Here is a 14,619-nt window from a genome sequence, read left to right on the forward strand (position 1 = left end):
CAAAAAACTCCTTGAGCGCGCCTCATCGCCAGCGCAAAAAACTCCCCTTCCGCAGCTCTATTTCGAGCCGCTGATTCACTGGCTGCCGCCCGATGAGCTCTGGCGAAACTGCGCCGATGAAGCCGAGCGAGACGAGCTGAATACGCTGCATTATCGGGCAAGGTCTGCGCTGGTGGCACTTGGTGTTTTCCCGGAAGCCGAGCCGCCGGACGTACCCGGTTTCGAGCGCTTCAAGCCGCCCGATCCCCCTCAGATCCGATCCTTTGCCTGACACCGCCCCCGCAAAACCGCGTGGGGCGATGAAGGTGCATCTATATCTTTTCCCGTGCGCTCACCCCGCGGACGTCGCAAGCCCGGCTTTTGAGGAGAGCAGTTTCACGCCGATCGCGCCGAACAGGGCCCCGGCGAGCAGATTGATCGGGCGGTGTGCGCGCTGATAAAACCGCATGGCCGAACGGGTCGAAAACAGGAAGGCATAGCCGGTAAAAATCGCCATCGCAGCCAGCGCGCAAGCGAAAATCGCCAGCGCCATCGTATCGGGTGAACTGCCATGATCAGCGCCGATGGAGAGCGTGGCCAGCCAGACCAGAGGCGCTTTGGGATTTGTGAGATGCACGAACAGGCCTTTGAGGAAAGAGGCATGCCACGGGGCGGCGCTGCGCTCGTCTCCCGGTTTCAACACCGCACCCGGCGTCATTGCAGACCGGACAGCGCGATAGGCGAGGAACAGGAGATACGCCCCGCCCGCCATTTTCAGGCAGGTGAACCAGAAGGCCGAAGCCTGCAACAGCGCCACAAAGCCCAAACCGGCAAGAATGCCCCAGAAGACCGATCCGCAGACAATGCCGACCGACAGGATAAGCGCCGGCATGCGTCCCTGCTCGGCCGCTGTCTTCACGATCATGAGTGTGGCCGGACCGGGGCTCGCAGCACCGATGGCAAACACACTGACGACCAGTGCAATATCCGCAAGGTTTATGACGTCCAACACACGCGCCTTCCTGTCTGGCTCTCAACCAGCGGTAAACGCTTTTCAGAAGGGGAACAATCGCGGGCGTGATCACAAAAGGCGACGAACTATTATTTCGCGCCAGAGAGCGCCAAAAAGCACGAGGGGCGCCAAACAGGAGAGCGCCCCTCGCAAGACGAGATCAATGCTGTTTCATCTCAGCGCGGCCGACCACCATATGGTGCACCTCATCAGGGCCATCCGCAAAGCGCAGATGGCGAACATCAGTGTAGAGCTCTGCCAGCGGCGTCCATTGTGAAATCCCGGTCGCGCCGTGGATCTGGATCGCCTGATCGATGATCTGGCAGGCTTTTTCCGGCACCATGGCCTTGACCATGGAGACCCAGACGCGGGCTTCCTTATTGCCGAGCACATCCATCGCCTTGGCCGCTTTCAGGACCATCAGGCGCATGGCTTCAATCTCGATCCGGGCACGCGACACGGTTTCAAGGTTCTTGCCCAGCATGATGAGAGAATTGCCAAAGGCTTCGCGGGATTTGCCGCGCTTCACCATCAGGTCGAGCGCAATTTCCGCCTTACCAATGGTGCGCATGCAGTGGTGAATACGACCCGGTCCCAGACGCAGCTGCGAGATTTCAAAGCCGCGTCCCTGTCCGAGCAACATGTTTTCCTTCGGCACGCGGACATTGTTGAAGCGCATATGCATATGGCCGCGCGGGGCATGATCCTCGCCGAACACATGCATTGGTCCGATGATCTCCACGCCCGGATGCGGTAGCGGGACGAGAATCTGGCTCTGTTGTTTGTGTGGCTCGGCGTCCGGATCGGTCTTCACCATGACGATCATGATCTTGCAACGCGGGTCGCCAGCGCCGGAGATATAATACTTCTCGCCATTGATGACATAATCATCACCATCCAGAACCGCTGTCGTGGAAACATTCTTGGCATCAGACGAAGCCACATGCGGCTCGGTCATCACATAGGCAGAGCGGATCTCACCATTCAGCAGCGGCTTCAGCCATTGTTCTTTCTGAGCTGGTGTGCCGACGCGCTCCAGAACTTCCATATTGCCGGTATCAGGCGCCGAACAGTTCAGCGATTCCGAGGCCAGCGGCGATTTGCCAAGCTCAGCGGCGATATAGGCATAGTCGAGATTGGTCAGGCCTTCACCGGATTCTGAATCCGGCAGGAAGAAATTCCAGAGCCCGCTTTCCTTGGCTTTGTTCTTCGCCCCTTCCAGCAATTCCAGCTGGCGCGGGTGAAAGGTCCAGCGGTCTTCCAGCGTCTCGGCGAGCGCGAAATATTCGTCTGTGATCGGGTCCACATGATCGCGGATATGGGCTTTCACCGCTTCAAACAGCGGAATGGCCCCTTCCGACATTTCCAGGTCATTCATTTTCAGGCTTGGATCGACAAAGCTCATCAAAGGTCCTCCTCAGGGATATGAGGAGAAACCTAGCCCTTCCGTCGGGTACATCGGTAATGCGCTGTTTGAATGCCAGCCATTCCTGCCACGAATGACAGGAGCGCACAGCTATTCGCGCGGCGAGAGAATGGTCTCGATCTGCGCACGCAGCCAGATCAGGCCGGGATCACTTTTCGAGGCGTCATGCCAGTACATGAACAGCTTGAGCGGCTCTGTTTCCAGCGGCAGGTCGACCAGCTGGTTTTCCTCAAGCTCCTGCAGCGCGGTCGCATAGCGCCGGGACAGGGTGAAGATCATGTCAGAACGTGACACAACCTGCCAGGCCGAGACAGCGTTCTGGCATCGCATGGCGATACGCCGCTCCCAGCCAAGCGCTGCGAGCGCCGCATCTTCATGACCGCGCCCGGAGGAACGCGGTGAGGCAAAGACATGATCGAGCCGCAGATAGGTCTCCAGATCAATTCTGCCGGCAATATCGGGATGGCCGTGACGGGCCGCGATGACAAACCGGTCCTCGCTGAGCAGTTGGCGCCGCAGGCCGTTGCGTTCAGGATGGGCGACATCAAAAGCGAGGTCCAGCTCACCATTGGCGAGCAGTTCGTTCAGGTCCTGACGGGCGAAATGCGCGCTGGTCAGGCGGATATTCGGGGCCGCTTCCCGAAGCGCGGCGACGAGCCGGGCAAAGTTCGGCACTTCGCCGGAAAGCCGCATGCCGATCCGGAAGGCGCGGTTGGACGAGGCCGGCTCGAAGGCCATCACATTGGTCAGCGCGGCTTCAAAGTTGCGCAAGGCCTCGCGGATCGGGCCGACCACTTCGCGGGCCAGACTGGTCGGAACCAGCTTATTGCCTTCACGGACGAACAGATCGTCGCTGAAGGCTTCGCGCAGCTTGGCAAGGCTATGGCTGACAGCAGGCTGGGAAAGGTTCAGATGGCGCGCCGCACGTGAAACGCCGCCTTCGGAATAAATCGCCTCGAAGACTTCCAGGAGGTTGAGGTCAAACTGAGCAATTCGTCGCAAAGCGCCAGATCCTAGCTGTTGTAATGCACGGTGTGCACCTGAACCTGCTCATCGCGAAACGCCATGGTATCAACCGGTGTGTAGGCCTGAATGGTGCGCATCAATTCTTCCACCATGATGGGCTTGGAAAGATGAGACGAAAAGCCTGCCTGTTCATATTCTGCGACCTGATGCTTCATCGCATTGGCCGTGAGCGCGACAATCGGGACCGGCGCCTGCCCCAGCTGACGTTCCTGAGAGCGGATCTGGTGCAGCGCTTCCACGCCGGAAAGGCCGGGCATCTGAATGTCCATCAGAACCATATCGAAACGGGTTCTGGCGCAGGCATCGACAGCCTGTTGTCCATTCTCCGCGAAGCTCAGATCTATGTCGCAATTCTTCAGCATCAATTCGATGACGCGGCGGTTTGGGTAATGATCTTCGGCGACCAGAACGCGCGGGCGATCATGGCGCGCAAGGCTGATCCCCGGGCGCTCCAGCGGCAGGATGACAGACGGTGCCTCCTCGGGCGCCTCAGCCAGCGGCAGCGTACAGGTGAAGGTAAACTCAGAGCCTTTGCCCGGCGTGCTGTCGAGCGTCAGGCTTCCGCCCATCAGCCTGGCAAAATGCTGCACGATGGGCAGACCAAGACCGGTTCCGCCATGACGGCGCGCCATCGATCCGTCGCCCTGCACAAAGGGCTCAAAGATCCGGGCCTGCTCGGCTTCGGAAATGCCAAGGCCGGTGTCACGCACACGGATGACGAGGCCAATGTCCTCGGTGTTTTCGATCGGACGCGCCTCAACACTCAGGCTCACAAGGCCCTCATCGGTGAATTTGATCGCGTTGGAAATCAGATTGCCGATCACCTGACGCAGACGCAGCGCGTCGCCGTAAAGATGGAGATTGGCATCGAGATCATAATTGCAAAGAAAGGTCAGATTCCGGTCGCGCGCGCTCATCTCAGAGGTGGCAGCGATGGTCGACATCATTTCATTCAGGCTGAAGACATGCGGCTCAAGCGCATGATGGCCCGCTTCAATCTTGGAGAGATCCAGAATGTCATCAATCACGCCAATCAGCGTGTCACCGGAGGCGCGAATGATGTGCACCATTTCCTTTTGCGCCTCATCCAGACGGCTGCGTTCCAGAAGCTCTGCCATGCCGAGCACACCATTCATCGGCGTGCGGATCTCATGGCTCATGGTGGCGAGGAAAATGGACTTGGCCTCGCTCGCCTGCGACGCGGCTTCAAGGGCTTTCTTGAGCTTGCTTTGACGCGAGTAATTCGCCCCCGCCATAATGGCCATATAATAGATCAGACCAAACACACCGAGGACAATCAGGAGACGCTCAGGCAGGCTATGGGTGATGTTCGGCGGCACGCAGGCCATGAAAAGCAGGGCAGCGACCGGCGAAAACGCCGCGATGATCGCACCCTTCATCCATTCTGCGTATTTCAGCGACACATGCATGGTCACACCGACCATCATCAACACGCCAACCGACATATAAACGATATTGCCCGTCCACCAGAGATAAGCCCCCGTCACCGCCCAGGCAGCCCCGCCAAAGATCGAGATCGCAAATTGCGCAAACAGGTGACGCTTCGTCACAACATCGGCTTTGTTCATCGCCCTGCTGAGAATGACCTCAGCAAACTCCGACGGGATCACCATAAGCAGCCAGATGGCGGTCAGTTGAAATTCGCCGATCCACAGAAACAGGGCCGCAATGGCCGATTCAATGGAAAGCCGGAACGCAAGATCTTTTACGAGCACCTGTGTCAGGGCCATTGCTGACCGAACGTCATGCTCGGTCATCGTGAAGAATGACCGCAGGCTGCGTACAAGACGGAACATGGCTGTCGCTAACCCCCTGACGAATTTCCGCGCCGGAACTCATTATCGCACAGGCATTAACGACAAGCTACGTGACGATTTTTTTCCTCTGAAAACAGGAGATAAATGTCAAAATCACCCCAATCGGCACCTCAGGACAGAGCATTATCTACGCACGGTAGAGATTGCTTAATTCCACACAGCCCCTTGCTTCAGTGCGAAGCTCAAACCAGCGATACTTTGCTGAAACCAAAATTGGTCCCGACCGTTTGATCTGCATGATTTCAGAATTATGGCACCAACTCCGCGCCCGCCTGCCTATCGCGCCCAGCCTGATCCTCGTCTTTGGCGTCATCGCTGCCAGCTTCATGCTGTTCTGGTCGCTTGCCGAGGAAATCCTGGAGGGAGAAGGCCATGAATTCGATGAATGGCTGTTTCTGGTACTTCGCAATCCGTCAGACACATCAGACCCGATCGGGCCGGGCTGGTTTGAATATGCGGTGGCCGATATCACCGCGCTTGGCGGATACGCCATTCTGACCTTGCTGCTGACAGCTGCGGCGACCTATCTGATCGCCATCAAGCGCTGGCGCCACGCCGCCATCCTGATCGGCGCCGTCCTGAGCGGCACCGCGCTGTCGAGCCTGCTGAAGCTCGGCATTGCCCGTCCTCGCCCGGACCTCGTTGAACATATGACCCATGCCATGAGCTCAAGCTTTCCAAGCGGTCATGCCACTTTGTCGGCGACAGCTTATCTCACCATCGGGCTCATTCTGGCTGAAGCACATGAAAAGAAGCGCATACGTGGACTGATTATGATGTTTGCCGTCATCACCACCATGCTGGTCGGCATGAGCCGCGTTTATCTGGGTGTCCACTGGCCGTCCGATGTGCTGGCAGGCTGGGCACTTGGAACCAGTTGGGCGCTCCTCTGGTGGGTCCTGCTGCGCTGGTGGCTCAGCCCCGGCGATGGTCCCATCCGCGCCTTTCGCTCAGACCGCCCACAGCCCGAAAAAGACGACGCGACGGAACGCTAGTCTGAGCCTCCCTCGCCTGTTAGGCTGATGAACATGACCCGGAAACTCTTTGCCATACTGGTGGGCGGACATCATCCACGCGCCAATATCGAGCTGCACGACATGCGTTTCTGTATCGGTGAAACGCTTGAGGCCACCTACCGCCAGCTGCGGGACACATGGTGGGGCACACCGGCCTCATTGCATATTGACGGCTATGTCGAACTCTCAGCGCTGGATGGTCACAGGATCGACATTTCAGATGAGCCCGCTCCGGCTGCAAACGCACCAAAGCTCTTCTTTGTGAATGTCGGATATTATGATCAGGCCGAATTTGGCGAACATCACGCCTATCGCTTCATGATTGGCCGCGACAAGGCAGAGGTCTGGAAACGCGCGCTTCGTTCGGTGCCCAATGGAGAAAGTCGCCACAAGGACAATTTCCTCGACATTGACGATATCATCGAAGTGACGAGCGATCTTTTCTCACACGGAAAAGCGCATCTGAAGCTGGTGCCAGACGCAAGCGCGCCAGTCGATCCGCCCGTCATGATATCGGATTATATCCGACTGCCGGGCTGATCGGTTATCATGGCTATTGCAGCACATCCTGCCATTCAGGATGTTTTTCGATCTGTGCTTTTGCAAACGGACACAATGGAATGATCTTGATCCCGGCTTTGCGGGCATCCAGCACCGCACGTTCGACCAGAGCGACGCCAACACCCATTCCGCCGAGTTCACGCGGCACGCCTGTATGATCAATAATCATCCGCGTTTCGCCGGCCTTGGAAAACGTCATCTCCGCTTCATGGCCGTTAACAGTGGTGACATAGCGACCGCCGGTCTCGGTCTCTTCGCGTGCAATCGTGAATTCTGACATGACGTCCTCCCGTTCAGGACACGACGTCCTGCCAGTCAACATTGCGCTCAATCTGTTGTCGGACAAACCAGCAGGATGGAATAATGGTCTTTCCATCCCGGCGTGCGTCTTCGACGGCGCGCTCAACCAGACGCGTTCCAATGCCACGGCCACCAAGGGCGCGCGGCACACCGGTATGATCGGTGACGCGTTTATTGCCTGCAATGTCGGTGAAGGTCAGAACAGCCTCATACCCATCAACATGGGTCACATATCGCTCGTGTGAGCCAAGGCTTTCTCGTTTGATGATGATGTCAGTATCTGTGGTCATCGTGCGGGCTTTCATCAGGGTTATACCGGAAACAAGTGATGTCACCTGCTTCCGGTTCCGCACGAAATGGGGATGATCAGTCCAGATTAAAGAGGTTCTCTGCCGTGATCTGGTCCTGACGCTTACGCTCTTCATAGTCGTCATACTCTGCGTCTGGCGCTGGCGCTTCCTCAAGCGGTGCCAGACCCGGACCTTCCAGGCTCGCCTCTTTCTCGGCTTCCATCTTGCGACGTTTCTCGGACGCTTTGGAGATCAGCGCATCGAGTTCGATCTGAGAGCAAAGGCCCAGCGTAACCGGGTCGACCGGCTTGATGTTCTGAGAGTTCCAGTGGCTGCGATCACGCACAGAGTTGATCGTCGCCTTGGTCGTACCGATCAGCTTGGAGATCTGCGCATCGGTCACTTCCTTGTGGTGGAAGAGGAACCAGGCAATCGCGTTCGGGCGGTCCTGACGACGTGAAATCGGCGTGTAGCGGGCACCCTTGCGCTTTGGCTGAGGGATGGATGCATCCAGCTTGTGCTGGGTCGCCTTCATCATGTATTTCGGGTCTTTCTCAGCGCGCTCAATCTCCAGACGGGAGAGCTCGCCAGAAGCAACCGGGTCAGCGCCGCGCATGGATTGCGCAACTTCGCCGTCGGCAATGCCTTTCACTTCGAGATGGTGAAGGCCGCAGAAATCAGCGATCTGATCAAAGGTCAGCGTTGTGTTGTCGATCAGCCATACAGCCGTGGCTTTCGGCATCAGGATATTGGCCATTCTAATCTCCAAAAACACGTGCGCCCGGCACACGGGCCGGGCGACGGGGGATTCCTATAGGGAATTGTCGTTGCTCTCATTATAGGGCGAGTTTTACCCAAATGCAAAGAGGGATCATGTATTCAGCCCCGATTGTCTTTGCAAAACAGGTTGAATGCCCGCCCCATTCAAAAGAACGGGCGCCGTCAGGCACCGGTGCGCACGACAATCTTGCCGATATGCTGCGAGCTTTGCATCAGTTCATGCGCTGCTTCGATCTCTTCGAGCTCGAACACCTTGAAGACAACCGGATTGATCTTGTCCTCGCCCAGCATGTGCCAGAAGTCTCGTTCCAGTCCGTCACGCACCTGCCGCTTCTCTTCGGCGCTGCGCGCACGCAGGGTCGAGCCCGTAATGGTGAGCCGCTTGATCATGACCGGCATCATGTTGAGCTCAACTTTCGAACCGCTCATATAGGCAATGTTCACCAGCCGTCCCATCCGGTTCAGAATATCCATATTTTTGGCGACATAATCACCGCCAACCATATCAAGAATGACATCGACGCCGCCTTCCGCCTTGGCGATCTCGACAAAGTCTTCTTCCTTGTAGTTGATCGCTCGATCTGCCCCGAAGGTCTCCGCCGCGATACATTTCTCCTTCGAGCCAGCCGTCGTCAGAACCTTACAGCCCCAGGCTTTCGCCATCTGAATGGCTGACGCGCCAATGCCGCTCGTGCCGCCATGCACCAGAAAGGTCTCGCCGCGTTTCAGCGCGCAGACATCAAACACATTGGTCCAGACCGTCATCATGGTTTCGGCAAGGCTCGCGCCCTGCTCAAAGGTCACATCATCGGGGAGCGGCAGACAGGAGCCGGAATCCACCACCGCATATTCGGCATAACCGCCGCCTGGCACGATGCAGCAGACACGGTCCCCCACAGACCAGCGATCCGCATCGGGCCCGACCGCTTCAACCACGCCGCAGGCTTCCAGCCCCATCAGCGGGCTTGCGCCTTTCGGTGACGGATAGAACCCTTTTCGCTGCAGAAGATCGCCCCGGTTTACACCGAAAGCCTTCACCCGCAGCAGAACTTCGCCGCCCTTTGGCTCTGGCCTTTCAAGTGTGGAAATCTTCAGGCTCTCGTCTGATCCGACCTCGACGGCGCGCATGGTTTGGGTCATCTTTATGCCTCGACTGACTGAACAAAAAAGGGAGAGTGACGCAATGGATGAGGCGGGACAACCACTCGGACCGACAAAAGCGGTCGATCTTGATCTTCTTTCTGTCGATGAACTGAAAGAACGGATTGAAGCGCTGAAAGCGGAAATCACGGCGTGCGAAAAGGCGATTGAGAACAAGGGCGATGCCAAGTCTGCCGCTGACGCCATGTTCAATCTCGGCAAGAGCTGATCGTCTTTCATGGCCAACACAATCACGTGTATTGCCTTTCTCCGGGCCGTCAATGTTGGCGGCACGGGCAAGCTTCCCATGGCAGAACTACGCGAGATGGCGACCGAAATCGGTTTTCAGAATCCGCGCACACATATCGCAAGCGGCAATCTAATCTTTGAAACGGACGGCTCGATAGATGACGCTGGCGCGGCGCTGGAAGCGCGCCTCCAATCCTATGCCGGAAAACCTGTCGGCGTGATCATGCGCACACCGGCCGATCTGGACGAGCTGATCGGGTCCGCACCTTTTGGCGACGTGCCCGGCAACAAGTTGATTGTCCTGCTTCTGGACACCGAAGCGGACGCGCAGACAGCAGCCGATGTGAAGAATCAAACCACCGAACTTATCCGCCCCGGCCCGAAATGCCTGTATATTCATTATCCGGACGGTCAGGGTCGCTCCAGACTCACCCTGGCAGCCGCGGTCAACGGAACGGCACGAAACATGAATACACTGAAAAAAGTCCGGGATATGTGTTGAAATAGAGCATCTCTCAGACATCGCAATTGACGCTTTGCGCCCCGGTAGGGGATAGTGTGACAGAAATCCGCGCCGTGTGCGCACATTGATGGGAATGCCTGAATGACCAAGGACAACCGACAATCAAATGTCTTCGTAAGTCCACGGGTTCGTGATCGCCTGCTCCAGTTTGCTTCTTCGGAAATGTTCAAGAAGCTGTTTGCTGAAGGCATGGGGCTGGTTGAGGAAACCGCAAGCTATCTGGATGGTGACGGCCGCGAAGCCTCGCGCAAGCTGAACCGGGAAGCCTCCCTCTCCTACGCAACCGTTTCCATGGAAATGACGACCCGCCTGATGCAGGCCGCCAGCTGGCTCGTGGTCCAGCGCGCCGTTCAGGAAGGCGACATGACCGTTGAGGAAGCGACCGAAGCGCGTTTCCGCCTCGAAGATTCCTCCATCAACGCATTTGCCGCCCGTCAGAATGCAGAACTGCCAGACGCCCTGATCGTGCTTGTCGATCGCGCGAAAGAGCTGTTCGACCGCCTGCACCGTCTTGATGAGCTGATCTTTGACGCTGACGAAGAGCCTGTGCCGAACCCGGTCACATCGCAACTTCGCGCGCTTCAGGATGCTGCCAATTCGGGCGCATTCGACCCATTGTCCGTCTGGCGCAAATAGACACCCATATCTGATACCTGTGACGGCGGGCTGTGAACACAGCTGTGAACACACCGGCTGTCTCGCTCAGAAGATCATCGCACATACGAAAAAACCCTGCTGGCCAGCCAGCAGGGTTTTTCTGATCTCGATTGGCAAAGCGCTTACATGAAGCCTTTGAACTTGTCCTTGAAGCGAGACACGCGACCGCCACGGTCCAGCAGGTTGGAGGTGTTACCCGTCCAGGCTGGGTGCGTCTTCGGATCGATATCCAGTTGCAGCGTGTCGCCTTCTTTGCCGTAGCAAGAGCGTGTTTGGTATTCTGTGCCGTCCGTCATCACGACCGTGATGAAGTGGTAATCTGGGTGGCCTTCGCTTTTCATCGGTCGATGTCCGTCGTCTTCTGAAGGTGATTTTTGAAACTCAAGCCGCGGCTATTACTGGAAACAGGCCGCCCTGACAAGGGGGCCGCAGCGATTCAATTGCGATTCAGGACCAGAAGTTTCAGCCCATCTGCCGAAGCTGATTGAGCCATAACAGAAAGCTCTGCTATCCTGTCGCAGATCGCGCCTCAGGACAGAGGCGCATTTCGGGGGACATATCATGATTTTCACACGTCTTGCCATGATTGGCACACTCGCGCTTTCACTCATCGGCGCCGCGCAGGCAAAAGAAGGGCTCTCACCGGGCACCATGCTCACCGTGGAAGCCAATGGGGACCTATGGCAGGAACTCGTCGTTTATAATGAAGACGGCGTGATGATCATGAAAGAGCTCACAGAGGACACAGAATTCCCCTTCTATGCCATTCTCTATGGTGTCGGATATGCCTTCTGCAGCGAAGGCGATCCGATTGATACCGAGGCGCTGAAAGCGCTGGCACCGCTCTGGCCGTTACGGCTGAAATCCTATGGCGAATATGAGAGCTATGAAGGGGAATATTTCAGCTATGAGACGACCGAGCGCTACACGCAAGTCGTCTCGGGGCGCACCTCATCAGGTTATATTGTGCGCGAAACCGATGAGCTGTTTGATCAGCCCGGGTCCTATAATGAATTGCTGGTCGACACAGCGCTCGGCATTGCGGTTCAGTCGCGAACCATGGATGGCGAGATTACGCTGGAGGTTATAGATATCACGCATTCCCTGACCAACATTCCCAGCACGCTACGCCAGGAAGCGATCAGCGCCTGCTTCCCGTCCGGCATCAGTTGAAGGGCGGCATCAGTTGAAGGGCGGCATCAGCTGAAGGGCGGCACAATCACCCGGCGGATTGTCTTGGTCAGCAAGTCCCGCTATCCAGTTTCAGCGCTCTGGCCCCGTAGCTCAGCAGGATAGAGCAACGGATTCCTAATCCGTAGGTCACAGGTTCGAATCCTGTCGGGGTCACCAGCAATGACGCGCGAGTAGCAGATGACGGTAAACTTTGAAAAAATTCAAATACCGATTGAGTTAAGCTGCCCGCAAAGAAAGACTGACTTGATCTCATCGTATGCAAGTGTCTTTGAATTTCCAGATTATTGGATGCCCAACTGGGAATTATTTGAAGCGTGTCCGCTTGATGCCGTACAAAGTAAAGGAAAGAATGTCCGAGTAGTTCACGCCGATTGGCCAACTACTTCGAAATATCTTCAAATCTATTTTTCTATCATAGATCAAACTGCAAAAACGAATTGCAACTTCGTCGTGGTTAAATAGATGAACGGTCAGATATGTATATCCTCCAGCCTTGATGCTGGTGAAAGGACTTGTTTTCCGAACTCATCAATTCGCCTTGGTGTGGTCTTTTCGGAGAGCAACGACCAAATGCACTTTAGTGCTGAATTCACGACTCTCAATTCAGAGCCTATAGTATTCGATATCGTTCATAACGTAGAAATTAAGTTTATAAATCAAACGGATACCAAAAAATTGGCGTCTTCAGGAGGGGTGTTTGATATTTATGAAGGAGCAAAAAAGATAGGAACCGGAAGGTTTGACTGAAGTCATCGTCACTCCGTGACGCGTCGGGCGTTACTGTCGGTTTCACCCGTATTTTCAGTGCGGCGAGCACACTCCAGTCCGCGCATGAAATATGCCCCGGTTTTGGCGGTAGCGGGAAAAATTGTGGCGTGGCGATTGGTGCAGCTTCGCTTTCGAATAGTTGTTGCCCGTCAATGATGCGAGTCTGAGCATAATTTAAAGTCCGGTCATCCGGGCAGCCTTTCATTCAGCGGGAAGATTTATGCGCCAGATCCTTCGACACAAGACAGCCATGTTTGCCACGCTTGCGCTCACAGCGCCTCTGCTCCTTGCCGCATGCCAGCCGTCTGACACACCGCCCGAGGCCACCGAAACGCCCGTGACGGAAACCAGCAAGACGGCAGAGACGCCATCCTATTCCGCGGTGTTGAAGCCTTTGCCCGGCGCAGATGGCGAGGTTGAGGCAATCGCTGTCACGGCTGAACTGAATGGCAGCCTGGCCGAAGGTGAAAACCGGCTCAAACTGAGCGCACCGATCGTCTATGTGATGGTGGACGGGATCGCCGACCGCATTCTGGACATGACGGTGACCGATCAGGACGGCGCAATTGAATTCACGACCGAAGACAGCCCGCCGGCACCGGGCGGCTTCCCCTATTTCCGCACCTGGACAGCCACCCGCGATGTGACCTTCCCCATCGCCATCAGCTACACGTCGCATGTTCAGCCAGCCGGGTCGCGCAATGGTCCAGCCTTTGGCATCCGCCCATCCGCAGGCGGCGTGAGCGGTTCCGGTTCCGGCTTCCTGCTGTCACCGGCCAACACAACCAGCCAGATGAACCATCTGTCCTGGGATCTGTCCGCTTTCGACGGTGACGCGATCGGCGTGTCTACCTTTGGTGATGGCGCAGCAGACGTGCCGGGCGCGCCATCTGCCCTGATGCAGGGCTGGTATATGGCGGGTCCGGCGAATGCTTATCCTGAAGACTTCGCAGAACATCCATTCAAGGGCTTCTGGCTCGGCGAGTTCCCATACAGTGTCGAGGACGAGCTGGAATTTACCAGCCATATGTATGACTATCTCGGCACGCATTTCACGCATCTCGATCCGGCACCTGAATACCGCGTCTTCCTGCGCCAGCTTGATACGCCTCCTTTTGGCGGCGCAACGGCGCTTGCGAATTCCTTCATGTTATCAAGAGGTCCTGCGCGCGAGGCAGAGTTCGGCCAGCCCGGCCCGCGCCAGACTTTCACGCATGAAATGCTGCACCAATGGGTTGGTGGCATGAATGCGCCGCATGGCGACATCACCTGGTTCATTGAAGGCCTGACGACCTATTATGAATACACGCTGCCCTTCCGTGCCGGAGAGATTGACCAGGCCGCCTATATTGACGGGCTGAACCATCTGAGCACGATCTATTACACCAATCCGGGCCGCGAGATGTCTGCCGATGCAATCGTTGCTGTTGGCTTCAATGACGGCGATATCCGCCATGTGCCATACCAGAGAGGCGCGCTCTACTTCGCAGACCTGGACGTCCGCATTCGTGAAGCCAGCAATGGAACACGCAGCCTGGATGACCTGATGAAGACGGTGTTTGCCGCGCGTGAGAATGGCAGCCTTGATCTGACGATTGAGACCTGGGCCGCTGAGGCCGCCAAAGAAACAGGCGCAGACGAGCTGGCCATTGTTCAGCGCGTGCATCTGGACGGGGAATTGTTCCTGCCATCCGCAGATGGATTTGGCCTCTGTGTGGAGGGCGCACCTGCCACCTTCACAGCCGAGGACGGCACAGAAGTCGACGGAATCAGCTGGGTGAAATCAGCGGACATGTCCGGCGAGGACTGCTTTGCCGTATCGGCGGAATAGTCTGAACGCGTTTGCACGAAAACAGGCAG

Annotated in this window: 18 protein-coding genes and 1 tRNA gene; 10 read left to right on the forward strand and 9 right to left on the reverse strand. The window is 56.7% G+C overall.

What is annotated here, in order from left to right:
• The coding region (locus ACFQDM_RS05130; RefSeq protein WP_377376361.1) for a hypothetical protein at positions 1 to 271 on the forward strand (271 nt) is incomplete at its 5' end.
• 60 nt (positions 272 to 331) lie between these two features.
• On the opposite strand, the gene ACFQDM_RS05135 is transcribed toward ACFQDM_RS05130, so the two are convergent.
• The 4 genes from ACFQDM_RS05135 to ACFQDM_RS05150 form a co-directional block, all read right to left on the reverse strand.
• Positions 332 to 991 carry a LysE family translocator gene (locus ACFQDM_RS05135; RefSeq protein WP_377376365.1) on the reverse strand — a complete coding sequence of 220 codons (660 nt, stop codon included), beginning with the start codon at positions 989 to 991 and terminating at the stop codon, positions 332 to 334.
• 160 nt (positions 992 to 1,151) lie between these two features.
• Positions 1,152 to 2,396, reverse strand: a complete 1,245-nt coding sequence (locus ACFQDM_RS05140; protein ID WP_377376367.1) for an acyl-CoA dehydrogenase family protein — start codon at positions 2,394 to 2,396, stop codon at positions 1,152 to 1,154.
• Positions 2,397 to 2,507: 111 nt separating this feature from the next.
• Positions 2,508 to 3,419 carry a LysR substrate-binding domain-containing protein gene (locus ACFQDM_RS05145; protein WP_377376370.1) on the reverse strand — a complete coding sequence of 304 codons (912 nt, stop codon included), beginning with the start codon at positions 3,417 to 3,419 and terminating at the stop codon, positions 2,508 to 2,510.
• Between the two features lie 11 nt (positions 3,420 to 3,430).
• Positions 3,431 to 5,260, reverse strand: coding sequence for an ATP-binding protein (locus ACFQDM_RS05150; RefSeq protein ID WP_377376372.1), 1,830 nt, complete (start codon positions 5,258 to 5,260; stop codon positions 3,431 to 3,433).
• 257 nt (positions 5,261 to 5,517) lie between these two features.
• Between ACFQDM_RS05150 and ACFQDM_RS05155 the strand changes: the two genes are divergently transcribed.
• Positions 5,518 to 6,276, forward strand: a complete 759-nt coding sequence (locus ACFQDM_RS05155; protein ID WP_377376375.1) for a phosphatase PAP2 family protein — start codon at positions 5,518 to 5,520, stop codon at positions 6,274 to 6,276.
• Between the two features lie 33 nt (positions 6,277 to 6,309).
• The gene (locus tag ACFQDM_RS05160; RefSeq protein WP_377376378.1) at positions 6,310 to 6,837 is read left to right on the forward strand and encodes a DUF1543 domain-containing protein; all 528 of its coding nucleotides are present in this window, start codon (positions 6,310 to 6,312) and stop codon (positions 6,835 to 6,837) included.
• A 13-nt stretch (positions 6,838 to 6,850) separates the two neighbouring features.
• Here the strand turns inward: ACFQDM_RS05160 and ACFQDM_RS05165 are convergent, their stop codons facing one another.
• The 4 genes from ACFQDM_RS05165 to ACFQDM_RS05180 all read right to left on the reverse strand — a co-directional run bounded on the left by ACFQDM_RS05165 (position 6,851) and on the right by ACFQDM_RS05180 (position 9,368).
• A complete protein-coding gene (locus ACFQDM_RS05165; RefSeq protein ID WP_377376381.1) occupies positions 6,851 to 7,138 on the reverse strand; it encodes a GNAT family N-acetyltransferase in 288 nt (95 codons plus the stop codon).
• Between the two features lie 13 nt (positions 7,139 to 7,151).
• On the reverse strand, positions 7,152 to 7,448 hold the full coding sequence (locus tag ACFQDM_RS05170) for a GNAT family N-acetyltransferase (RefSeq protein ID WP_377376383.1): 297 nt from the start codon (positions 7,446 to 7,448) through the stop codon (positions 7,152 to 7,154).
• A 76-nt stretch (positions 7,449 to 7,524) separates the two neighbouring features.
• On the reverse strand, positions 7,525 to 8,205 hold the full coding sequence (locus ACFQDM_RS05175) for a DUF1013 domain-containing protein (RefSeq protein WP_377376386.1): 681 nt from the start codon (positions 8,203 to 8,205) through the stop codon (positions 7,525 to 7,527).
• 185 nt (positions 8,206 to 8,390) lie between these two features.
• Positions 8,391 to 9,368, reverse strand: coding sequence for an NAD(P)H-quinone oxidoreductase (locus tag ACFQDM_RS05180; RefSeq protein WP_377376389.1), 978 nt, complete (start codon positions 9,366 to 9,368; stop codon positions 8,391 to 8,393).
• A gap of 43 nt (positions 9,369 to 9,411) precedes the next feature.
• On the opposite strand from ACFQDM_RS05180, the gene ACFQDM_RS05185 reads away from it, so the two are divergent.
• The 3 genes from ACFQDM_RS05185 (at position 9,412) to rcdA (ending at position 10,776) form a co-directional block, all read left to right on the forward strand.
• Positions 9,412 to 9,597: a DUF1192 family protein gene (locus ACFQDM_RS05185; protein WP_377376392.1), complete on the forward strand. Its 186-nt coding sequence runs from the start codon at positions 9,412 to 9,414 to the stop codon at positions 9,595 to 9,597.
• Positions 9,598 to 9,606: 9 nt separating this feature from the next.
• Positions 9,607 to 10,119 carry a DUF1697 domain-containing protein gene (locus ACFQDM_RS05190; protein WP_377376395.1) on the forward strand — a complete coding sequence of 171 codons (513 nt, stop codon included), beginning with the start codon at positions 9,607 to 9,609 and terminating at the stop codon, positions 10,117 to 10,119.
• A 102-nt stretch (positions 10,120 to 10,221) separates the two neighbouring features.
• On the forward strand, positions 10,222 to 10,776 hold the full coding sequence (rcdA, locus tag ACFQDM_RS05195) for a protease adaptor protein RcdA (protein ID WP_377376397.1): 555 nt from the start codon (positions 10,222 to 10,224) through the stop codon (positions 10,774 to 10,776).
• Positions 10,777 to 10,919: 143 nt separating this feature from the next.
• Here the strand turns inward: rcdA and rpmE are convergent, their stop codons facing one another.
• Complete coding sequence (rpmE, locus tag ACFQDM_RS05200; RefSeq protein WP_377376400.1) at positions 10,920 to 11,138, reverse strand: 50S ribosomal protein L31; 219 nt, start codon at positions 11,136 to 11,138, stop codon at positions 10,920 to 10,922.
• A gap of 220 nt (positions 11,139 to 11,358) precedes the next feature.
• Here rpmE and ACFQDM_RS05205 point away from each other — a divergent pair, with 220 nt between their 5' ends.
• The 4 genes from ACFQDM_RS05205 (at position 11,359) to ACFQDM_RS05220 (ending at position 14,590) form a co-directional block, all read left to right on the forward strand.
• Entirely contained in the window at positions 11,359 to 11,970 is a 612-nt protein-coding gene (locus ACFQDM_RS05205; RefSeq protein ID WP_377376402.1) for a hypothetical protein, read from the forward strand.
• 100 nt (positions 11,971 to 12,070) lie between these two features.
• Positions 12,071 to 12,147 (forward strand) — tRNA-Arg (locus ACFQDM_RS05210).
• A 306-nt stretch (positions 12,148 to 12,453) separates the two neighbouring features.
• Positions 12,454 to 12,738: a hypothetical protein gene (locus ACFQDM_RS05215; RefSeq protein WP_377376405.1), complete on the forward strand. Its 285-nt coding sequence runs from the start codon at positions 12,454 to 12,456 to the stop codon at positions 12,736 to 12,738.
• A 241-nt stretch (positions 12,739 to 12,979) separates the two neighbouring features.
• On the forward strand, positions 12,980 to 14,590 hold the full coding sequence (locus tag ACFQDM_RS05220; protein ID WP_377376408.1) for a M61 family metallopeptidase: 1,611 nt from the start codon (positions 12,980 to 12,982) through the stop codon (positions 14,588 to 14,590).
• Positions 14,591 to 14,619 lie beyond the last annotated feature (29 nt).

This window comes from Ponticaulis profundi, assembly GCF_042659465.1.
GTDB classification, from domain to species: Bacteria; Pseudomonadota; Alphaproteobacteria; order Caulobacterales; family Hyphomonadaceae; genus Ponticaulis; species Ponticaulis profundi.